Below are 21,147 nucleotides of genomic sequence, written 5' to 3' on the forward strand. Positions count from 1 at the left end.
TTTAATACGTCGTGACCCACACATAGATAAAACTGCTGACAATCAGCACACTACACAGGGTCGTCAAACTTTTATAAATATAGCTTTTCATGACGCTCTCCTCCAAAGGTATGGAGGAGAGTATGCCCGCGAGAGATTAAGCGAACCTTAAGCGCGAAATTTATTCATCGATACGCGGATGTTGCTGTACCAGACGCGAACGTTTGACCTGCAGCTCCGCAATTTCCTGATCGATGTCGTCGATTTTCTGCTCAATATTATCGTAATGCTCGCCCAGAATTTCCTTCGCTTCCTGGATGTCCGACGCCGCTGGCGTTGCGCCTTTTAGCGGACGATTGGCCGTTTCTTTCATGGAAATACCGGTAATCAAGCCTATCACCGCGATGACCATCAAATAATACGCCGGCATCATCAGATCCTGCGAGCTTTCCACCAGCCAGGCCGCCAGCGTTGGCGTCAGACCGGCAATCAATACAGAGATATTAAAAGCCGCCGCCAGCGCGCTGTAACGAATATGCGTCGGAAACATCGCCGGCAATGTCGAGGCCATCACCCCGGTAAAGCAGTTCAGAATCACCGCCAGCATCAACAAACCGGCAAAAATCAGGCCAATAACGTTACTGTTAATCAGGATGAAGGCCGGGATCGCCAGCGCAAACAGCGCAATGCTGCCCATAATCACAAACGGACGTCGACCGAAACGGTCGCTCAGCAGCCCCATCACCGGCTGCACAAACAGCATCCCGATCATAATGGCGATGATAATCAACACGCCGTGATCTTCAGAATAGTGCAGGTTATGCGACAGGTAGCTCGGCATGTAGGTGAGCAGCATGTAGTAGGTCACGTTGGTGGCAATCACCAGACCGATACATGACAACAGGCTACGCCAGTGTTTGGTGGCAATCTCTTTAAAGGAGACTTTCGGCCCATCCTGCAACCCTTCGCGGTCGCCCTGCTCCAGTTTATCCACGTGCTGCTGAAACGCTGGCGTCTCTTCCAGCGCATGGCGTAAGTAGAGACCGATAATTCCCAATGGCAAGGCGATAAAGAACGGAATACGCCAGCCCCACTCCAGGAAATTCTCCTCGCCGACAATCGTCGAGATTAAGACCACCACGCCCGCGCCCAGCACGAACCCGGCGATGGAACCAAAATCCAGCCAGCTTCCCATAAATCCGCGTTTACGATCCGGCGAATATTCCGCGACAAAGATCGACGCGCCGGTATATTCCCCGCCAACCGAGAAGCCCTGCGCCATTTTACACAGCAACAACAGTATTGGCGCCCAGATACCGATCGTCGCGTAAGAGGGGATTAACCCGATACAGAAGGTACTGATCGACATAATCACAATCGTGATCGCCAGGATCTTCTGGCGCCCGTATTTATCGCCGAGCATACCAAAGAATAACCCGCCGAGCGGACGAATCAGGAAGGGAACGGAAAACGTGGCCAGCGCGGCAATCATCTGGACGCTGGGATCGGCGCCGGGGAAAAAGACTTTACCCAACGCGTAGGCAACAAATCCATAAACACCAAAATCAAACCACTCCATCGCGTTGCCCAGCGAGGCGGCGGTAATTGCTTTGCGAAGTTTACCATCATCAATGATGGTCACATCGCCCAGTGTAATCGGTTTTATTTTTTTCCTTTTCAGCATAGCTGTCCTCATAGGCTAAGCCCTGTAGCGCTATATACGGCGGGCACTGGCATACCGCGCCAGCGTCGCCGTCGAGCGGAGGGAGGGGCGCGAACGCTATCCCTCATACAAGCGTAGCAGGTTTACTTACACTGTCCGGTTACGGACTGTACAACCGAACCTGTTGACGCCTGAATGGGCAGTTAATGACCTTTTTACCCTAACAGGGTTTAAATATGTGATCAACTTCACACATATATGTCAATTCGGTCAAAAGGTGTAAATAAGGACGCCCTAATGCGCTGTGGTGACAGTAAAAAAGCGGTTATTTGAGTGTAAACCATTGCTGACTGGCGTGGCGCAGACCCTTTTATAAAAGCGGCAATAGTCCCGACAACGCTAAGGATTTTGTGTATAATTGCGGCCTTTTTCGGCGATCTGCCATTTTTGGGCGCGTTTGCCCCCGCTGACTTTTTGAGGATACCAACATGTCATTACCCCACTGCCCGCAATGTAACTCCGAATATACCTACGAAGATAACGGCATGTTCATCTGCCCGGAATGCGCTCACGAATGGAACGATGCGGAACCCGCTCAGGAGAGCGATGAGCTGATTGTCAAAGACGCCAACGGCAACCTGCTGGCAGACGGCGATAGCGTCACCATCGTGAAAGATCTGAAAGTAAAAGGCAGCTCTTCCATGCTGAAAATCGGCACCAAAGTGAAGAACATTCGTCTGGTTGAAGGCGACCATAACATCGACTGCAAAATCGATGGTTTTGGCCCGATGAAACTGAAATCCGAGTTCGTGAAAAAGAACTGATTTACCGTGTCATTGCCCGGTAGCGCCTCGCTTACCGGGCCTGAGCGGCCCTGCCACCGACAATATTGTGCCAATTTCGAACTACACTTAACGAGCATCTCTTACCTGAGGTAACCATCATGCCGTTAAGTCCCTATCTCTCTTTTGCCGGCAACTGTGCCGACGCCATCGCGTATTATCAACAAACGTTAGGCGCAGAACTGCTTTATAAACTCAGCTTCGGTGAAATGCCCCCCTCGGCGGCGGATAACGAAGAGGGCTGCCCGTCAGGAATGCGCTTTCCCGATACTGCTATCGCCCACGCCAACATGCGCATTGCCGGCAGCGATATCATGATGAGTGATGCCAGCCCGTCGGGAACGGCGCATTATTCCGGCTTTACGCTGGTGCTTGATACCCAGGATGTAGCAGAAGGGAAGCGCTGGTTTGATAACCTTGCCGCACAAGGGCAAATCGAAATGGACTGGCAGGAGACCTTCTGGGCGCAGGGTTTCGGCAAGGTCAGCGATCGTTTCGGTGTGCCGTGGATGATTAACGTGGTTAAACATCAGCCTGCCACCTAACTCCCGGGAGGCTCGCCCTCCCCCTTGCCATCAGAGTGATCTTTGGCTGCACGTTATCCGCCGTTTAACTGTCATAGAATAAATCATGACGGTAGTTTGCTACAGTCTGTCGAAAGATGGTTGATCCTGATGAAGCGTCGGGAGGACATTATGTCAGTCTGTGAATTACGCCACGCGACAACAGAGGATACCGATTCTGTTTACGCGCTTATCTGTGAGTTACTTAAAAATGAGCTTGATTATCAGGCTTTCAGGGATGGGTTTGCCGCTAATTTACTGGACCCCAACGTTCATTATCGTTTAGCGCTGCGCAACGGAGAGGTAGTCGGCATGATCAGCCTGCATATGCAGTTTCATCTCCATCATGCCAACTGGATTGGCGAAATTCAGGAGCTGGTGGTATTACCGCCGATGCGGGGACAAAAAATTGGCAGTCAGCTTCTGGCCTGGGCAGAAGAAGAAGCTCGTCAGGCTGGTGCCGAGCTAACGGAGCTTTCCACAAATATTAAACGCCGCGATGCACACCGTTTTTATCTTCGCGAAGGTTACAAGCAAAGTCATTTTCGGTTTACGAAAGCATTGTGATCGGGCAGCCGTCATCAGGAGATAAGGCATAACGTAATCAGCCGTCACCGGGTGAAGTAGCGGAGCCATCTCAATTCTACTGTCGACAAGCCTGGATAAAGGTTAAACGGGCAGACTCGCTTCTTTAGCAAAAATGGCCCTTTTAAGTTGTAGAAATGTAAATTTATTGTCAACGAACTACACTTTTCTCTTTGGCATCACCGGGAGGGTTGCCTGAAAATCCCGGGATGAGGTTTTCTTAGAAGGACAGTGACGTTATGTTCGCAGCAATCATTATCGGTATTTTTATTATCAGCGTCATTTATGCGCATTCACGCGGGGTGGAAAAACAAAAACTTTCCCGTCAGCTCTTTGACCACTCGACGTTTATGGCGCCGATCAATATGTTCATGACTCGCTTCTCAACGTTACCGGCAAAGCAGCCGTACTTTGATACCACGGCATTTCCAGAGCTGCAGAAGCTGACGGAAAACTGGCAGGTGATTCGTGAAGAGGCGCTACGGCTTCAGCATCACATAAAAGCCGCGCAGGCCAATAACGACGCCGGATTCAACACCTTTTTCAAGCGCGGCTGGAAACGGTTTTACCTTAAATGGTATTCCGATGCCCACCCGTCGGCGGAAACGTTATGCCCGATAACGACAAAGCTGGTCAACAGCATCCCCTCTATTAAAGCGGCGATGTTCGCCGAGTTGCCTCCCGGGGCCTATCTGGGAAAACATCGCGACCCCTATGCCGGTTCAGTACGTTACCATCTTGGATTAAGCACACCGAATGACGACCGCTGTTTTATTGAAGTTGATCGACAGCGCCATAGCTGGCGCGACGGCGAAGCCGTCATCTTCGACGAAACCTACGTTCATTGGGCGGAAAATAAAACTGAGCAGACGCGTATTATCCTCTTTTGCGATATTGAGCGTCCAATGAAATGGCGCTGGGCGCAGAGCGTAAACCACTGGGTCGGCGCATCGTTGATGTCCGCCGCCAGTTCGCCAAACGACGAGAACGATCGCACCGGTGCGATTAATCGCATCTTTAAATACGTTCACGCAGCACGCGATGCCGGGCAACGGCTGAAAAAGAAAAACCGCACTCTCTATTACGCGCTGAAATATCTCGTTATTGCCGCTATTTTTGCCGCGATAATCCTTTTCAGCCTCCTCTGAAGCCGGGCCGCGGTATGGAACTGCCTGCCGCGGCCTGTTCTATCCTGGCGTTAGTCTCAAAGCGTTCCCTGGCCTTGAATCTATCCATCCGGATAATTTCCACTTCAGGCAGAGCAGATTGCCGGATGGCGGCTCCGCCTTATCTGGCCTGCGCTCAGCGTTTCTCCCCATAATAAATGTCATGCGGCATTTTCTTTCGACACGTCAAAACTGACGATAGCCTGTTTTTCGTCAGGGTTTTGAGCAAAATTCGCCCGTAATATCAGGGAAAGCCCATACTAAAAAAGTGGCATAAAACATGCATACTGAGGGCGACAGCGCGTATGCGCGATTTGATTAACTGGAGCGAAACCGATGAAAAAAGTCGTCACGGTTTGCCCGTATTGCGCATCAGGTTGCAAAATCAATCTGGTGGTCGATAACGGCAAAATCGTCCGGGCTGAGGCGGCGCAGGGGAAAACCAACCAGGGTACCCTGTGTCTGAAGGGCTACTACGGCTGGGATTTTATTAATGATACCCAGATCCTGACCCCGCGCCTGAAAACCCCAATGATCCGTCGCCAGCGTGGCGGCAAACTGGAATCTGTTTCCTGGGATGAAGCGCTGAATTACGTGGCCGATCGCCTGAGCGCGATCAAAGCGAAGTACGGTCCGGACGCTATCCAGACCACCGGCTCTTCGCGCGGCACAGGTAACGAAACCAACTATGTAATGCAAAAATTCGCGCGCGCCGTTATTGGTACCAATAACGTTGACTGCTGCGCTCGTGTCTGACACGGCCCTTCGGTTGCAGGTCTGCACCAATCGGTCGGTAACGGCGCAATGAGTAATGCTATCAATGAAATTGATAACACCGATTTAGTGTTCGTCTTCGGGTATAACCCGGCGGATTCCCACCCTATCGTGGCGAATCATGTAATTAACGCTAAACGCAACGGGGCGAAAATTATCGTCTGCGATCCGCGCAAAATTGAAACCGCGCGCATCGCTGACATGCATATCGCGTTGAAAAACGGCTCGAATATCGCGCTGCTCAACGCCATGGGGCATGTCATTATTGAAGAAAACCTGTACGACAAAGCGTTTGTCGCCAGCCGTACCGAAGGTTTTGAAGAGTACAGTAAGATTGTCGAAGGCTATACGCCGGAGTCCGTCGAAGAGATCACTGGCGTGAGCGCACAGGAAATTCGTCAGGCGGCGCGGATGTATGCCAGCGCGAAAAGCGCAGCGATCTTGTGGGGTATGGGCGTCACCCAGTTCTATCAGGGTGTGGAAACCGTGCGTTCACTGACCAGCCTCGCGATGCTGACTGGCAACCTCGGCAAGCCAAGCGCGGGCGTTAACCCGGTTCGCGGCCAGAACAACGTTCAGGGCGCGTGCGATATGGGCGCGCTGCCGGATACTTATCCGGGCTACCAGTACGTTAAGTTCCCGGAAAACCGCGAGAAGTTCGCTAAAGCCTGGGGCGTAGAAAGTCTGCCTGCGCATACCGGCTATCGCATCAGCGAGCTGCCGCACCGTGCGGCGCATGGCGAAGTGCGCGCGGCGTACATTATGGGTGAAGATCCGCTGCAAACCGATGCGGAACTCTCTGCAGTACGTAAAGCGTTTGAGGATCTGGAACTGGTCATCGTGCAGGATATCTTCATGACCAAAACCGCGTCGGCGGCGGATGTGATTTTACCCTCCACCTCCTGGGGCGAGCATGAAGGCGTCTTCTCTGCGGCTGACCGTGGCTTCCAGCGCTTCTTTAAAGCCGTTGAGCCGAAGTGGGACCTGAAAACCGACTGGCAGATTATCAGTGAAATCGCCACCCGGATGGGCTATCCGATGCACTACAACAACACCCAGGAGATCTGGGATGAGTTGCGTCATCTGTGCCCGGATTTCTACGGCGCCACTTACGAGAAAATGGGCGAGCTGGGCTATATCCAGTGGCCATGCCGCGACACGTCGGATGCCGATCAGGGAACCTCGTACCTCTTTAAAGAGAAGTTCGATACCCCCAACGGTCTGGCGCAGTTCTTCACCTGCGACTGGGTAGCGCCTATCGATAAACTCACCGAAGAGTACCCGATGGTACTGTCGACGGTGCGCGAAGTCGGCCACTACTCCTGCCGCTCAATGACCGGTAACTGTGCGGCGCTGGCCGCGCTGGCCGATGAACCGGGCTATGCGCAAATCAATACCGCCGACGCCGCGCGTCTGGGCATTGAAGATGAAGCGCTGGTGTGGGTTCATTCGCGCAAAGGCAAAATCATCACCCGCGCGCAGGTCAGCGATCGCCCAAACAAAGGGGCGATTTACATGACCTACCAGTGGTGGATTGGCGCCTGTAACGAGCTGGTGACTGAAAACCTCAGCCCGATTACCAAAACGCCGGAGTACAAATACTGCGCCGTACGCGTTGAGCCGATCGCCGATCAGCGAGCCGCCGAGCAGTATGTGATTGATGAGTACAACAAGCTGAAAACCCGCCTGCGCGAAAGCGCAATGGGTTGATCTGCCGGATGGCGGCATCAGAATGCTTTATTCGGCCTGCGTCTACTGTAGGCCTGATTAGATGCATTAGCATCGCCATCAGGCATTTTCCCTATAACAGCCTCCGCCCGGAGGCTGTTTTTTTATCCATACGATCTCTTTATACTGTCTTTTCCGTACCCTAAATAAAATTCAAAATGAAACTACTTCTTGCATTGATGTTGTTTATGACATTCTTTGCCCATGCCGCAGATCCTGAGCCGGGTAGCCAGTATTTGCAGGCAGCAGAGGCAGGTGACAGACGCGCACAATATTTTCTGGCCGACAGTTGGTTGAGCTATGGCGATTTGAACAAAGCTGAATACTGGGCGCAAAAAGCCGCCGACAGTGGCGACGCCGACGCCTGCGCGCTACTGGCGCAAATCAAAATCACTAATCCGGTAAGCCTGGATTATCCCGACGCGAAAAAGCTGGCTGAAAAGGCGGCTAACGCGGGCAGTAAAGCGGGAGAAATTACGCTGGCGCGGATCCTGGTCAACACCCAGGCCGGGCGCCCGGACTACCCAAAAGCCATCTCGCTGCTGCAAAAGGCCTCTGAAGATCTGGATAACGACTCCGCGGTGGATGCGCAAATGTTGCTTGGCCTGATTTACGCCAACGGCGTGGGCATTGCCGCCGATGATGAAAAAGCCGCCTGGTATTTCAAACGCAGTTCCGCCATTTCCCGTACCGGCTATTCAGAATACTGGGCGGGAATGATGTTTTTAAACGGTGAACCGGGCTTTATTGAAAAGAATAAGCAGAAGGCGTTGCACTGGTTGAATCTAAGCTGTCTGGAAGGGTTTGATACCGGTTGCGAAGAGTTCGAAACGCTAACGAATGGCTGATGTTTATTGCCGGATGAACGTAGTCGTTGTAGGCCTGATAAGCGTAGCGCCATCAGGCAACCCGGAGTAGGTTGCCGGATGGCAGCGTGAACGCCTTATCCGGCCTACATTCTCTTTCGCTGTAGGCCGGATAAGCAAAGCGCCATCCGGCAATCCGTTATTGGGCGGTTTTATCAAATTTGCCCAGCACGTCGCGCTCGTAGGCCAGCGCTTTTTTGCGGTCAAACTTGTGTTCCCACTTGGCGATCACCAGCACCGCCAGCGCATTCCCCACCACATTTAGCGCAGTACGCGCCATGTCGAGGATACGGTCGACACCGGCGATAAACGCCAGCCCTTCCAGCGGAATGCCCACGCTGCCCAGCGTCGCCAGTAACACCACGAAGGAAACGCCAGGCACGCCGGCAATCCCTTTCGACGTCACCATCAGCGTCAGCACCAGTACAATTTCCTGCCACAGCGACAGGTCGATACCGTATAGCTGCGCGATAAAAATGGCGGCGATGCTCTGGTATAACGTGGAGCCGTCGAGGTTAAATGAGTAACCGGTCGGTACCACGAAACTGGTGATAGAGGCTGGTGCGCCGTAAGCTTCCATCTTCTCGATAATGCGCGGCAGCACGCTCTCGGAGCTGGCGGTCGAGTACGCCAGAATCAATTCATCTTTCAGAATGCGAATCAGAATCCAGATACTTAACCCGCACAGGCGCGCCACGATGCCCAGCACTACAAGCGCAAAGAAGATAATGGCAAAGTGTACCAGCAGCACCAGTTTCGCCAGCGGCCACAGCGACGCGAAACCAAAATTCGCCACCGTGACGGCGATCAGCGCAAAAACGCCCACTGGCGCATAGCGCATCACCATATGGGTGACTTTAAACATGGTCTCAGAGATGGAACGAAATACCGTCACCAGCGGTTCGCGGTGCGTTGCCGGCAGGGATGACAACCCCAGCCCAAACAGGACCGAGAAAAAGATAATTGGCAGCATATCCCCTTTGGCCATCGATGCGATGATATTGGTCGGCACCAGCGACAGTATCGTCCCCATCAGCCCATGCGCATGACTTTGTACTTCCGCCGTGGTGTTCTGGTATTTCGAAATATCGACGGTCGCCAGTTGCGACATATCAATGCCTGAGCCTGGCTGAAAGACATTCGCCAGCGTAATGCCGAGGATAATCGCCACCGTGGTGATCAGTTCAAAATAGAGAATGGTTTTGGCGCCGATACGGCCTAGCTGTTTCGCATCGCCAACGCCGGCGATGCCGACAATCAGAGTCGAGATCACGATCGGCACGACGATCATTTTAATCAGATGGATAAAGATATCGCCAGCAGGCGACAGCAGGTTGGCAATCAGCCATTCACGACTGTCACTGTGATAATGCAGATAGCTGCCCAACAGAATGCCCAGCACCATAGCCAGCAAAATTTGCCAGGCCAGGCTGACTTTCAAATTTTTCATAACAACAGACTTCCTCGATGAAGCGTTGCTCTCCGCCGAAAGCATGAGAGCAATACATACTGAAAGGGTATGATTTGTGTTGCGTTGGTTTGTAGAGTTTTTTAACGCGCATAATCAGTATCATTTGCATAGCGTCTTGCGCAACCCTTTCATAACAGGGCTTTTGGCTGTTTTTATGCATAATAACGCGAGTTTATGGCGTTAATGATGAATAACTATTTGTTATGGAAAGTTTTTTACTTCGTCAAAAACGAATAATACACTGAGGTAATTAATTTTTACTTGTGTCTCATTCGCCGTTTTTTTAAACAGCACACATGACAAAAGTCACAAAAAAGAAAAAATTATTTCTGCCGATTTTGTAACAATTTAGCCAAATTAATGGCCTCTACCAGCTGCGCGCGGTTCACTCGCGGTGAGTTAGCATCCAGTAAGGTTTGCCACAGCGACACGGCTTGCGCATAATCCGCCTGCATAAACGCATCCGCCGCCATCAGCATCTGCGCGGTCACTTCTGTCGCATCCAGCGCTAACGCTTTATTAATCATTTCACGCGTCGCAGGCGTCATATGTTGCCCGGCCTGGTAATACAGCACCGTTGCCAGCGCGGCGAAAAGCTGCGCGTTATCGCCTCGCAGACGCAACGCCTGACGATATGCCAGCAGCGCATTGTCATACGCATTGCGATAGAGATAATACTCGCCCAGCCGCGCCCATTGCTCGCTATCCTGCGGATTGGCGCGGATTTTTTCTTGCAGCCTGGAAAGCTGCGCCTCTGGCGTTTGCGGGTTCGTAAAGTCACGTAGCGGATCGGCCAGACGCTGTTGCTCGCTACGCACAGCCTGCCATTTCGGCGTCAACAGATAGCCGCCGACACAGGCAGCCACCATCAACACCGCCGCAGCCGCCAGACGCTTTACGGGCATGGGACGTAACGGCGCAGTGGAGTGTTCAGACTGGCTCATTGTTCCCCCTCTCCTGCGTGCTGACGCTTTCTCACCCGCCAGGCCACCACGCCCACCAGCAATAACAGCAGGTACGGCAGCGCCCACAACAGCAGCGTTTGCTCATTCAACGGCGGGTTGTAGCGTACGAAATCACCATAACGGTCGGTCATCCAGGCGGTGATTTCCGCTTCGCTTTTACCTTCGGCCACCATGCTGTAAACCTGATGGCGCATACTGACCGCCACGGGCGCATTGGATTCCAGCAAATTCTGGTTCTGACACTGCGGACAGCGCAGTTGACCGGCAATAGACAGCGCTTTTTCCTGCTGTTGTGGATTGTCAAAGCGCCAGGTATCCACCACCTGGGCGTGGGTGGCGAAGGTGATTAAAAACAGGACGATCGTTAAGAGTAAAAACTTTCTGCCGGATGGCGCTACGCTTATCCGGCCTACGGTTTGCGCATCCTGTAGGCCGGATAAGGCGTTTACGCCGCCATCCGGCAACGCTGTGAGTAATTTACGCATCACGCTTCCTCCCCCGCCATCCGCTCAGCAGCGCGCCACACACCATCAACAATCCCCCACCCCAGATCCAGCGCACGCCGGTCTGCACGTATAAGCGCATGGCGTAACGATCCGGTCCGGTTTTTTCGCCCATCACTGCGTACCAGTCATGTAGCAGGTTCCAGTGAATCCCCGGCTCCATCATCTGTTGACGACGCGCGGCATAGAAGCGCCTTTCAGGCTGCAGGCTGCCAATGCGTTTTTCATTCCGCCACAACGTGATCCGCGCTTTTTCACTGGTGTAGTTGCCTTTGGCCTCCAGATCCAGGCGCTCAAAGCGGAAAATGTAGCCCGCCAGTACCACCTGCTGACCGGGGCTGAGGTTAAGGCTGATTTCATGCCGACTGCCGCTGGAAACCATAATCCCGGCGGCGAAGATAAATACGCCCGTATGCGCCAGCAATGCCGGAAGCTGACGATGCACAGAGACTTTGCGGCTTCTGATTGTCGCCAGCACGATAACTACCAGCATCAGCAGGCCAAACGGCAGCGTGACGCGATTAAAATAGGGCGCGCCCACCGAAAGCCTTCCCCAGCCCATCAAACCATAAATCATGGGGTAGAGCGTCCCGACCAGCACGATCAACAAGACGGCGCTAAAGAGCAGCAGCGTCGCCAGAATGAGCGTTTCGCGCTTTCCGCCGCCCAAACGCGTCGCCGGATACGGCTCCCGCGCCTGCCAGCCGTACAGAGCAAGCGATGCCAGACTTAACGCGGCAAAAAGGGTAAACAGCGGCACCGCGCGCACGTTATCCAGCGCAAAAGCATGGACGGAAAGCAGAATGCCGGAACGCACAATCAGCGTTCCCAGCAACGAGAGGATCAGCGTCAGTATCGCCAGCAGCAACGACCAGTGACGGAAGCCCCCGCGCTGGCGGCTGACATACAGACTGTGCAGCAACGCGCTGGCGGCAAGCCACGGCAACAATGAGGCATTTTCCACCGGGTCCCAGAACCACCAGCCGCCCCAGCCCAGTTCGCAATACGCCCACCACGATCCGAGAATGATCCCCAGCGTCAGAGCGCACCAGCCGGGTAACGCCCAGCGCCAGCACACCCAGGCGGTTGCCGCGTTAAAGCCGCCGCACAGTAGCGAGGCCAGCGCTACGCTCGCCGCGGTCATCAGGCCGCCATAACCCAGATAGAGCAGCGGCGGATGTAAGATCAGCCCCAGATGTTGCAGCATGGGATTAAGGTCGCGCCCTTCCATGGCGGGAGGGAAAATACGCAGGAACGGATCGGACCACAGCACAATAAATAGCAGCAGCGAAGCCATAATGAGGGACAAGACGCTCAGGGTCAGCGGAAAAAGCGCGTCAGATTCATGCCGGGAGCGCCAGGCGAATAGCGCCGTCCACCCCGAAAGAAGCAGCGCCCACAGCAGGAGCGAGCCTTCATGACCGCCCCATACCGCCGCCAGTTTCAGTCCCCATGACAACTGACTATGGCTATGCTGCGCAACATAAACGACCGAAAAATCGCTGGTCAGAAAACAGCTAACCAGAATCGCAAACGCCAGTAGCAGCAGCGTGAACGCCGTCCACGCGCCGCAGGTCGTCAGGCGCATGACGCCACGCCAATGCTGCGCCATCCCGCACCACGTCGCCAGCGGGGTCAATACGTTGACCCCGAGACTCAACAACAGCGCCAGAAATCCGGCTTCAGGAAGGAAGATGTCCAGATTATGCAACCGTTAGCTGTCCCGCATAAAGAATGAAAAAGCGCAGCAACAGCACGCCGGTCAAACTGGCGACGCAAACGGCCAGCACGCCGTGAAACGTGACGCTACGATTTGCCCAGGGTTTCAGCAGCAGCGGGATAATCAATCCCAGCCCTACGACCCCAAGCCAGAACCACCAGCTCCAGAATCCGCCGCCCAGCGCCGCCGCCAGCGCGCGCATTTTGCCGTCATCGCCCAGCGCCAGCCCGATAAAAAAGGCCGCCAGCAGGAAGATCTCCAGCCATACCACTGGGGTTTCCATGCGATGTACAAAGCGCGCCTCGGTGCTGTGCGGGTTGCTACGATGGCGTAACGCCATAGCGATCAGCGCCACCGCCGCGCCGGAGGAGATGCCGGAGAACAGGAACAGCGCCGGCAGGATCGGGTTATTCAGGAACGGATAGGATTTCAGCGCCGACAGCAGAAAGCCGGTGTACGCTCCGAGCAGAACCGCCAGTACCAGCATTAACGTCTCCAGCGCGCGATGAAACGGCGTTATTAGCGCCAACACTTTCTGCACGATCTCTAACCGCGGCAGCCAACGCTGTTGCAGGGCAATCACCTCTTTTTCAAAGATTTTTGCCAGCCACAGCACTAACACCACCATGTACAACTGGAACAGCATCACCCCCATCGACATCACCGAGGTAAAGCTGTAGTGGAACATCAGCTTCCAGAAGGTCCACGGACGCGTCAGGTGGAAGACCAGAATCAGCAGACCAAGAATAATCGCCCCCGGCCCTAACACCAGCGTAGTGCGCAACAGCGTGCTGTCCGAACCGCCCGCCTCCGGATGGAAGCGGCGCAGCAGAATCGCCAACGTAACCAGTCCGGCGGAGATGCCAATCAGGAACAGATAGATGGCGATGGGCCAGTCCCACACCAGTGATGCAAAATGAAATGCAGAAGCGGATGTCATTGGCTCACCTCCCCATAGTTAAAGGGAACGCGGTAGACCTTCGGTTTTGTGCCCAGCGCCAGCTTGTAGCGGTAGGTGGTTTTCTGCCGCAACAAACGGGAGATATCGCTGTTGGGATCGTCCAGATTACCAAACGTCAGCGCCTTCGTCGGGCATGACTCAACGCAGGCGGGCTGTTTGCCCGCTTTCAGGTTGGTTCTCCGGCAGAAATCGCACTTATCCGCCGTTTTGCTCACCGGATGGATAAAGCGCACGCGGTAGGGACACGCGGCAATGCAGTACTGGCAGCCGACGCAAAGGTCCGGGTTCACGTCGACAATACCGCTGGCGGCATCGCGGAATGATGCGCCGGTCGGGCAGACGTCAACGCAGGGGGCATGGTCGCAATGCTGGCACGAGTGGCGGAAGAAGCGATATTTCACATCAGGAAACGTCCCCTGCGGCTCGCTGCGAATAATCGTCAGGCGCGATACGCCTTCCGGCACGTTGTTGACTTCCCGACAGGCATCCATGCAGGCCGTGCAGCCGATGCATAATGACTCATCGTGTACCATGCCATAACGCACGCCATTAATATTCAACGTGTTCGCTACAACGCGTCCTGCCATCCCACTGATCGCCGCCAGCGCGCCGACGCGGGTAATAAATTGACGTCGGGTGCAACTCATGGCTGCTCCTTAAGCAACGGAACGGACGCCGGGTTAAAGTGCGGGTTAGTACGCTGATCGCTGTGGCAATCCACGCATATTTTGATCCGCCCTTTCTCGCTTAGCGTCTGCATCGTGTCTTGCTGCGGATGCAGGGAATGGCAACTGGCGCAGGTCACTTTAGTAACATGAACATCGTGCGGCCAGAACGCTTTTTGCAGTTGTTCAGGCAAGTGGCAGGACATACAGACGCTGTTCTGTTGCTCTACCGTATACATCGGGTCGTTAAAACGCATCACATCTTTCACCCCTTCACGGTGGTGAAGCGACGGTTGACCGTGGCAGTTGGTACAGGTTATCGGCAATTTATTGTTCGGGTTGATAGCGCCCGTATGTTTACCGTGCATACCTTCGGTGTCCGGCTTGTGACAGTCCAGACAGGCAGCATCCGGATTACGCTGCTGGGTGACCGTCCAGCGTTGATCCGACTCCTGCGGCGTTGGCGTGGCAGTAATTCCACTCAGGCTCCAGAACAGGCCTGACGCCAGCACCCCAGCAGTTAATAACGAACGTAATACGCTCATATTCACTCCATTACATAATGCCTGATGGCGCGCAGCTTTAAGGCCTACAAGACTTCTGTAGGCCGGATAAAGCGCTTGCGCTGTCATCCGGCAAATTTGTCACATGTGAGGTTATTGGCTTAACAGACCGTTTTTACGCGCCTGATCTTCCCACTGCGGTACGACCGTTTTCAGGAAGTCCTGCTTCTCCGCGTTGATTTGTTGCATATTCAAACCAATCGCTTTCTGCGCCTTCTCTTTCGTCGAAATATCCGGCAGCGGAATTTCATGGGTAATGCCTTTGGTCGCCAGCAGTCGCGCCAGTTTAGTACGGGCATCCGCGGCTTTATCCATCGCACTGCCTAACATCCGTAGACCTTCTTCCGGGGCATGCATATGAATACCGTGTGACGCAATCGCCAGATCCCAACGCCACTGCGCGTGGCGAATATCGTTCAGAATCGGTTTCATTTCCGCGTCTGTCGCCCCCGCATCCCATGCGGCTTTCGCTTCGAAGTGCGCATGTACCAGCTGATCTTCAACCTTGATTTTCAGGTCATGAATCGCCTGTTTACGCTCGGCGACCACTTTTTGCAGGGACGCTTTGTCCTGGGTGTGGCAGTTGGCGCAGGTTTGCGCGAAATTGTCGAACGGGTTGCCGATTTTATGGTCGGTGTAGAGCTTGCCTTCGGCGTTCTGTACTTTCGGCATGTGACAGTCGATACAGGTCACGTTGTTCTTACCGTGAATGCCCGCGCTCCAGGTTTCATATTCCGGGTGCTGCGCTTTGAGCATTGGGGTTTTCGACAGCGAGTTAGTCCAGTCGGAGAAGGCGATGGCGTCGTAGTATTGCTCCATATTTTCGACCTTCATGCCCTCATCCCACGGGAACTTAACGGCTTTGTTTTTACCGTCAAAGTAGTACTCCACGTGGCACTGACCGCAGACCATCGATTGCTGATCAAATCGTCCCGCTTTATCAAACGGTTTGCCGATAGCCTCCATCGCCCGTTCGGCATAGGGGCGCGACAACGTTAACGCTGGCTTCCCTTGGGCGAAATCGTCCGACGCGGTGTTATGACAGTCGGCACAGCCCAAATCGTTGACAATTTCCGGGCCGCCGCGCGCCCATTTGCCATGGAAGTAGCCGTCTTCGCCTTCTTGTTGGATAAGGCGCGCGACATCGGGGCTTTTACAACTCCAGCAGGCCATCGGCAGCGGGCCGTCTTCCGCCGTTTTTGGCGCGCCGGTACGCAGTGTTTCGCGCACGTCAGTTACCGCATACGCGTGGCCGCGTGGTTTGTTGTAATCACGGGAGAAGGGATAGCCCGCCCACAGGATCACCAGACGAGGGTCTTCCGCCAGCGCATCTTCACGGGCAGACTGTTCTGACGTCGCTTTCCATGACTGATATTGGTCGGGGTGTTGAGGCGCGAACATTTCATTTTTCGCTTCAACAGTAACGGTTTTTGCGGATTCAGGCGTTTGCTCAGCGTAAACAGAGGTAATGAAGAAAAAAGGAAATATAAGGCTGAAGAAACGGCGTGCGCGTAGTGTTTTCCTTGCCATAGAGGTCTCATCCAGATTGCGCCATTATCTTTAATGGCGATTTTTTATCGTTTTCCATAACAGCAACCGCACAAATACTGTTATTACATTGCTCTCCTCTATGTGTAACAAATAACCACACTTAAAATGTTGTCTTTAATCAATTGTAAGTGTATGTAAAATACCACTTTAGAGTTAGTAACCTGGACAAAACTCCCTCTCTTTTCTGATTTCCGGACACGGATCACTTTTTTTAAAAATTTCATATAACGTCATGTTATCCCGAAAATTTATCTAATTTTGCGGGACACAATCAAAAAATAGATTGCTGCTTATTTGCACAGTTCCCTTTTTGCGTGATCTGTCGCCCAAATACTAAACAAAACTTATTAAGACCCTACATTTAACGTTTATGCGACATATTATTAACATCCTACAAGGAGAACAACAGCATGAGCCAAACACATAAACACGCCATTCCCGCCAACATTGCGGATCGTTGCCTGATAAATCCAGAGCAGTATGAGACTAAATATAAACAGTCTATTAACGACCCCGATACGTTTTGGGGCGAACAGGGAAAAATTCTCGATTGGATCACGCCGTACCAAAAAGTGAAAAACACCTCCTTTGCGCCAGGCAATGTGTCGATTAAATGGTACGAGGACGGCACGCTGAATCTGGCGGCGAACTGTCTTGACCGCCATTTGCAGGAAAATGGCGATCGCACCGCCATTATCTGGGAAGGCGATGACGCGTCGCAGAGTAAACATATCTCTTATCGCGAACTGCATCGCGATGTCTGCCGTTTCGCGAATACACTGCTGGATCTGGGCATTAAAAAAGGCGATGTTGTAGCGATTTATATGCCGATGGTGCCGGAAGCGGCGGTGGCAATGTTGGCCTGCGCCCGCATCGGTGCGGTGCATTCGGTGATCTTCGGGGGCTTCTCGCCGGAAGCCGTCGCCGGACGCATTATCGACTCCAGCTCGCGGCTGGTGATCACCGCTGACGAAGGTGTACGTGCCGGACGCAGTATCCCGCTGAAAAAGAATGTCGATGACGCGCTGAAAAACCCGAATGTCACTAGCGTTGAGCATGTGATCGTCCTGAAGCGCACTGGCAGCGACATTGACTGGCAAGAAGGCCGCGACCTGTGGTGGCGCGATTTGATTGAAAAAGCCAGCCCTGAGCACCAGCCTGAAGCGATGAATGCCGAAGATCCGCTGTTTATCCTTTATACCTCCGGCTCCACCGGCAAGCCGAAAGGCGTGCTGCACACCACCGGCGGCTATCTGGTCTACGCCGCGACCACCTTTAAGTATGTCTTTGATTATCACCCTGGCGATATTTACTGGTGTACCGCCGATGTGGGTTGGGTGACGGGGCACAGCTATCTGTTGTATGGCCCGCTGGCCTGCGGCGCGACCACCTTAATGTTTGAAGGCGTGCCGAATTGGCCAACGCCCGCTCGCATGTGCCAGGTGGTCGACAAACACCAGGTCAACATTCTCTATACCGCCCCGACGGCCATCCGCGCGCTGATGGCGGAAGGCGATAAAGCCATTGAAGGCACCGACCGTTCTTCACTGCGCATTCTGGGTTCCGTCGGCGAGCCGATCAATCCCGAAGCGTGGGAATGGTACTGGAAGAAGATCGGCAAGGAAAAATGTCCGGTCGTCGACACCTGGTGGCAGACTGAAACAGGCGGTTTTATGATCACGCCGCTACCAGGCGCTATCGAACTGAAAGCCGGTTCCGCCACCCGTCCTTTCTTTGGCGTACAACCTGCGCTGGTGGATAACGAAGGCCATCCGCAAGAAGGCGCGACGGAAGGCAATCTGGTCATCACCGATTCCTGGCCGGGCCAGGCGCGCACTCTGTTCGGCGATCATGAACGTTTTGAGCAGACCTATTTCTCTACCTTTAAGAATATGTATTTCAGCGGCGACGGCGCTCGTCGCGATGAAGACGGCTATTACTGGATCACCGGTCGCGTGGATGACGTGTTAAACGTCTCCGGCCACCGTCTGGGTACGGCGGAAATCGAGTCAGCGCTGGTGGCGCATCCGAAGATCGCCGAAGCGGCGGTGGTGGGTATTCCACACGCTATCAAAGGCCAGGCGATTTACGCTTATGTGACGCTCAACCACGGCGAGGAGCCGTCGCCAGAACTGTACGCGGAGGTGCGCAACTGGGTACGTAAAGAGATTGGCCCGCTGGCGACGCCGGACGTGCTGCACTGGACCGACTCACTGCCAAAAACCCGTTCCGGCAAAATTATGCGCCGCATTTTGCGCAAAATCGCGGCGGGCGATACCAGCAATCTGGGCGATACTTCGACTCTCGCCGATCCTGGCGTGGTGGAGAAACTGCTCGAAGAGAAGCAGGCCATCGCGATGCCGTCATAACCAAAACCGTGAAATGCCCGATGGCGCGCTGCTTATCGGGCCTACAAATCCTATCCCTACCCCTCCCCTGAGCGGGAGGGAAATATAAAAACCCTCCCCCAAAGGATTTCGTGTTACAGGAAGGCGGCAAGCGAGCACATCCCCAGCAGCATAGTTCACTATGTGGCTGGGGCGCGCGAGTGCGGCCAACGCGCCTGTAGCGCGAAAGACGCAGGGGGACCTCTGGAGAGCTCTGTGATGAATGACCAAATTTATCAGCGGATAGAAGACAGTGCGCGTTTCAGGGAATTAGTTGAAAAACGGCAACGGTTTGCCACGATTCTGTCGGTTATCATGCTGGCGGTTTATATCAGCTTTATTTTACTGATCGCCTTCGCGCCTGGCTGGCTGGGCACGCCTCTACATGCGGGAACCAGCGTCACCCGAGGAATTCCCATTGGCGTCGGGGTGATTGTGATTTCTTTTGTGTTGACCGGAATTTATATCTGGCGGGCGAACGGCGAATTCGATCGTCTTAATAACGCCGTACTGCATGAGGTGAAAGCATTATGAAGAGAGTTCTGACGGCGCTTGCCGCCGCACTCCCCTTCGCCGCTCATGCGGCGGATACCATTAGCGGCGCGGTTGAACGCCAGCCCACCAACTGGCAGGCGATTATCATGTTTTTGATTTTCGTCGTGTTTACGCTCGGTATTACCTACTGGGCCTCTAAACGCGTACGTTCCCGTAGCGACTACTACACCGCTGGCGGCAATATCACCGGGTTCCAGAACGGGCTGGCGATTGCCGGCGACTATATGTCCGCCGCGTCATTTCTCGGCATTTCCGCTCTGGTGTTTACCTCCGGTTATGACGGGCTGATCTATTCGCTGGGCTTCCTTGTCGGCTGGCCAATCATCCTGTTTTTGATTGCCGAGCGCCTGCGTAATCTGGGACGTTATACTTTTGCTGACGTTGCCTCTTATCGCCTGAAACAGGGGCCAATCCGTATTCTTTCGGCCTGTGGCTCCCTGGTAGTGGTGGCGCTTTATCTCATCGCCCAAATGGTCGGCGCCGGTAAACTGATTGAACTGCTGTTCGGCCTCAACTATCACATCGCCGTGGTGCTGGTCGGCGTGCTGATGATGATGTACGTGCTGTTCGGCGGGATGCTGGCGACAACGTGGGTGCAAATTATCAAAGCCGTCCTGTTGCTGTTTGGCGCCAGTTTTATGGCCTTTATGGTGATGAAACACGTCGGCTTTAGCTTCAATAATCTGTTTACCGAAGCCATGGCGGTACACCCGAAAGGCACGGCGATTATGAGCCCAGGAGGATTGGTGCAAGATCCGATTTCGGCATTGTCGTTGGGTCTGGGACTGATGTTCGGCACCGCCGGCTTGCCGCATATTCTGATGCGTTTCTTTACGGTCAGCGATGCCCGCGAAGCGCGCAAGAGCGTGTTCTATGCCACCGGTTTTATGGGCTATTTCTACATTCTGACCTTTATTATCGGCTTCGGCGCTATCATGCTGGTGGGGGCAAATCCAGCCTATAAAGATGCCGCGGGCGCGCTGATTGGCGGCAATAACATGGCGGCGGTACATCTGGCCAACGCGGTAGGGGGCAACCTGTTCCTCGGCTTTATTTCGGCAGTGGCGTTTGCCACCATTCTGGCAGTGGTCGCCGGTCTGACGCTGGCGGGCGCATCGGCGGTGTCGCATGACTTGTACGCCAACGTGTTCCGCAAAGGCGCAACCGAACGTGAAGAGCTGAAGGTGTCGAAAATCACCGTCCTGGTGCTGGGCGTGATCGCCATTATCCTCGGCGTCCTGTTTGAAAATCAGAACATCGCCTTTATGGTGGGCCTGGCGTTTGCTATCGCCGCGAGCTGCAACTTCCCCATCATTCTGCTTTCCATGTACTGGTCAAAACTGACCACGCGCGGCGCTATGCTGGGCGGCTGGTTAGGTTTACTGACAGCGGTGGTGCTGATGATTCTTGGCCCTACCATTTGGGTGCAGATCCTCGGCCACGAAAAAGCGATCTTCCCGTATGAGTATCCGGCGCTGTTCTCTATCAGCGTGGCGTTCCTGGGGATCTGGTTTTTCTCGGCCACCGATAACTCGGCAGAAGGCAACCGTGAACGTGAGCAGTTCCGCGCTCAGTTTATCCGCTCCCAAACGGGATTCGGCGTACAACAAGGGCGTGCGCATTAATCTTACCGTTTCCTC

The 21,147-nt window shown here is 54.0% G+C and carries 17 protein-coding genes and 1 pseudogene; 9 read left to right on the top strand and 9 right to left on the bottom strand.

Translation table 11 applies throughout. The features are described 5' to 3' along the window. Nucleotide 1: 1 nt before the first annotated feature. A complete protein-coding gene (gene pmrR / locus ACH0VJ_RS07915) occupies nt 2-91 on the bottom strand; it encodes an LpxT activity modulator PmrR (protein ID WP_000844399.1) in 90 nt (29 codons plus the stop codon). A 69-nt stretch (nt 92-160) separates the two neighbouring features. Continuing rightward, entirely contained in the window at nt 161-1,663 is a 1,503-nt protein-coding gene (gene proP, locus ACH0VJ_RS07920; protein ID WP_000919710.1) for a glycine betaine/L-proline transporter ProP, read from the bottom strand. Between the two features lie 467 nt (nt 1,664-2,130). Here proP and ACH0VJ_RS07925 point away from each other — a divergent pair, with 467 nt between their 5' ends. From ACH0VJ_RS07925 to yjcO, 6 genes are all read left to right on the top strand, one after another. After that, nucleotides 2,131-2,466: a zinc ribbon domain-containing protein YjdM gene (locus tag ACH0VJ_RS07925; protein WP_000056482.1), complete on the top strand. Its 336-nt coding sequence runs from the start codon at nt 2,131-2,133 to the stop codon at nt 2,464-2,466. A 119-nt stretch (nt 2,467-2,585) separates the two neighbouring features. Then, nucleotides 2,586-3,029 (top strand): VOC family metalloprotein YjdN, encoded by a 444-nt coding sequence (gene yjdN, locus ACH0VJ_RS07930; protein ID WP_001131305.1) that lies wholly within the window; start codon nt 2,586-2,588, stop codon nt 3,027-3,029. A gap of 150 nt (nt 3,030-3,179) precedes the next feature. Beyond that, nucleotides 3,180-3,614 carry an aminoalkylphosphonate N-acetyltransferase gene (gene phnO, locus ACH0VJ_RS07935; RefSeq protein WP_001536166.1) on the top strand — a complete coding sequence of 145 codons (435 nt, stop codon included), beginning with the start codon at nt 3,180-3,182 and terminating at the stop codon, nt 3,612-3,614. 257 nt (nt 3,615-3,871) lie between these two features. Further along, complete coding sequence (lpxO, locus tag ACH0VJ_RS07940; protein ID WP_000457029.1) at nt 3,872-4,780, top strand: lipid A hydroxylase LpxO; 909 nt, start codon at nt 3,872-3,874, stop codon at nt 4,778-4,780. A 354-nt stretch (nt 4,781-5,134) separates the two neighbouring features. Further along, nucleotides 5,135-7,282 carry a formate dehydrogenase subunit alpha gene (fdhF, locus tag ACH0VJ_RS07945; protein WP_077906127.1) on the top strand — a complete coding sequence of 716 codons (2,148 nt, stop codon included), beginning with the start codon at nt 5,135-5,137 and terminating at the stop codon, nt 7,280-7,282. Nucleotides 7,283-7,458: 176 nt separating this feature from the next. Next, nucleotides 7,459-8,148, top strand: a complete 690-nt coding sequence (gene yjcO, locus ACH0VJ_RS07950; RefSeq protein ID WP_000771454.1) for a Sel1 family TPR-like repeat protein YjcO — start codon at nt 7,459-7,461, stop codon at nt 8,146-8,148. 157 nt (nt 8,149-8,305) lie between these two features. On the opposite strand, the gene gltP is transcribed toward yjcO, so the two are convergent. The 7 genes and pseudogenes from gltP to nrfA all read right to left on the bottom strand — a co-directional run bounded on the left by gltP (nt 8,306) and on the right by nrfA (nt 16,544). Then, on the bottom strand, nt 8,306-9,616 hold the full coding sequence (gltP, locus tag ACH0VJ_RS07955) for a glutamate/aspartate:proton symporter GltP (RefSeq protein WP_000793278.1): 1,311 nt from the start codon (nt 9,614-9,616) through the stop codon (nt 8,306-8,308). A gap of 344 nt (nt 9,617-9,960) precedes the next feature. Continuing rightward, a complete protein-coding gene (gene nrfG / locus ACH0VJ_RS07960; RefSeq protein ID WP_000083235.1) occupies nt 9,961-10,581 on the bottom strand; it encodes a heme lyase NrfEFG subunit NrfG in 621 nt (206 codons plus the stop codon). Continuing rightward, nucleotides 10,578-12,816: pseudogene (nrfF, locus tag ACH0VJ_RS07965) on the bottom strand (heme lyase NrfEFG subunit NrfF). The gene nrfG and the pseudogene nrfF overlap by 4 nt, the downstream one beginning before the upstream one ends. Continuing rightward, nucleotides 12,809-13,765 carry a cytochrome c nitrite reductase subunit NrfD gene (gene nrfD / locus ACH0VJ_RS07970; protein WP_000199634.1) on the bottom strand — a complete coding sequence of 319 codons (957 nt, stop codon included), beginning with the start codon at nt 13,763-13,765 and terminating at the stop codon, nt 12,809-12,811. The pseudogene nrfF and the gene nrfD overlap by 8 nt, the downstream one beginning before the upstream one ends. After that, on the bottom strand, nt 13,762-14,433 hold the full coding sequence (nrfC, locus tag ACH0VJ_RS07975) for a cytochrome c nitrite reductase Fe-S protein (protein WP_001278018.1): 672 nt from the start codon (nt 14,431-14,433) through the stop codon (nt 13,762-13,764). Before nrfC ends, nrfD begins: the two co-directional genes overlap by 4 nt. Then, the gene (gene nrfB / locus ACH0VJ_RS07980; RefSeq protein ID WP_000115065.1) at nt 14,430-14,996 is read right to left on the bottom strand and encodes a cytochrome c nitrite reductase pentaheme subunit; all 567 of its coding nucleotides are present in this window, start codon (nt 14,994-14,996) and stop codon (nt 14,430-14,432) included. Before nrfB ends, nrfC begins: the two co-directional genes overlap by 4 nt. A 111-nt stretch (nt 14,997-15,107) precedes the next feature. Then, nucleotides 15,108-16,544 carry an ammonia-forming nitrite reductase cytochrome c552 subunit gene (gene nrfA, locus ACH0VJ_RS07985; protein WP_000101770.1) on the bottom strand — a complete coding sequence of 479 codons (1,437 nt, stop codon included), beginning with the start codon at nt 16,542-16,544 and terminating at the stop codon, nt 15,108-15,110. Between the two features lie 431 nt (nt 16,545-16,975). Here nrfA and acs point away from each other — a divergent pair, with 431 nt between their 5' ends. The 3 genes from acs (at nt 16,976) to actP (ending at nt 21,132) form a co-directional block, all read left to right on the top strand. Next, entirely contained in the window at nt 16,976-18,934 is a 1,959-nt protein-coding gene (gene acs, locus ACH0VJ_RS07990; RefSeq protein ID WP_000083877.1) for an acetate--CoA ligase, read from the top strand. Between the two features lie 237 nt (nt 18,935-19,171). Beyond that, nucleotides 19,172-19,486, top strand: coding sequence for a DUF485 domain-containing protein (locus ACH0VJ_RS07995; protein WP_000999620.1), 315 nt, complete (start codon nt 19,172-19,174; stop codon nt 19,484-19,486). Further along, complete coding sequence (gene actP, locus ACH0VJ_RS08000; RefSeq protein WP_079833528.1) at nt 19,483-21,132, top strand: cation/acetate symporter ActP; 1,650 nt, start codon at nt 19,483-19,485, stop codon at nt 21,130-21,132. The genes ACH0VJ_RS07995 and actP overlap by 4 nt, the downstream gene beginning before the upstream one ends. Nucleotides 21,133-21,147 lie beyond the last annotated feature (15 nt).

Source organism: Salmonella sp. 2020_1459 (assembly GCF_043847915.1).
GTDB classification, from domain to species: Bacteria; Pseudomonadota; Gammaproteobacteria; order Enterobacterales; family Enterobacteriaceae; genus Salmonella; species Salmonella enterica.

Bases quoted from the DNA above. Each gene is read 5' to 3' on its own strand.
- yjdN (WP_001131305.1), top strand. From the start codon at position 2,586: ATGCCGTTAAGTCCCTATCTCTCTTTTGCCGGCAACTGTGCCGACGCC.
- lpxO (WP_000457029.1), top strand. From the start codon at position 3,872: ATGTTCGCAGCAATCATTATCGGTATTTTTATTATCAGCGTCATTTAT.
- nrfD (WP_000199634.1), bottom strand. From the start codon at position 13,765: ATGACATCCGCTTCTGCATTTCATTTTGCATCACTGGTGTGGGACTGG.
- phnO (WP_001536166.1), top strand. From the start codon at position 3,180: ATGTCAGTCTGTGAATTACGCCACGCGACAACAGAGGATACCGATTCT.
- nrfG (WP_000083235.1), bottom strand. From the start codon at position 10,581: ATGAGCCAGTCTGAACACTCCACTGCGCCGTTACGTCCCATGCCCGTA.
- proP (WP_000919710.1), bottom strand. From the start codon at position 1,663: ATGCTGAAAAGGAAAAAAATAAAACCGATTACACTGGGCGATGTGACC.
- ACH0VJ_RS07925 (WP_000056482.1), top strand. From the start codon at position 2,131: ATGTCATTACCCCACTGCCCGCAATGTAACTCCGAATATACCTACGAA.
- nrfA (WP_000101770.1), bottom strand. From the start codon at position 16,544: ATGGCAAGGAAAACACTACGCGCACGCCGTTTCTTCAGCCTTATATTT.
- nrfB (WP_000115065.1), bottom strand. From the start codon at position 14,996: ATGAGCGTATTACGTTCGTTATTAACTGCTGGGGTGCTGGCGTCAGGC.
- actP (WP_079833528.1), top strand. From the start codon at position 19,483: ATGAAGAGAGTTCTGACGGCGCTTGCCGCCGCACTCCCCTTCGCCGCT.
- pmrR (WP_000844399.1), bottom strand. From the start codon at position 91: ATGAAAAGCTATATTTATAAAAGTTTGACGACCCTGTGTAGTGTGCTG.
- nrfC (WP_001278018.1), bottom strand. From the start codon at position 14,433: ATGAGTTGCACCCGACGTCAATTTATTACCCGCGTCGGCGCGCTGGCG.
- yjcO (WP_000771454.1), top strand. From the start codon at position 7,459: ATGAAACTACTTCTTGCATTGATGTTGTTTATGACATTCTTTGCCCAT.
- ACH0VJ_RS07995 (WP_000999620.1), top strand. From the start codon at position 19,172: ATGAATGACCAAATTTATCAGCGGATAGAAGACAGTGCGCGTTTCAGG.
- gltP (WP_000793278.1), bottom strand. From the start codon at position 9,616: ATGAAAAATTTGAAAGTCAGCCTGGCCTGGCAAATTTTGCTGGCTATG.
- acs (WP_000083877.1), top strand. From the start codon at position 16,976: ATGAGCCAAACACATAAACACGCCATTCCCGCCAACATTGCGGATCGT.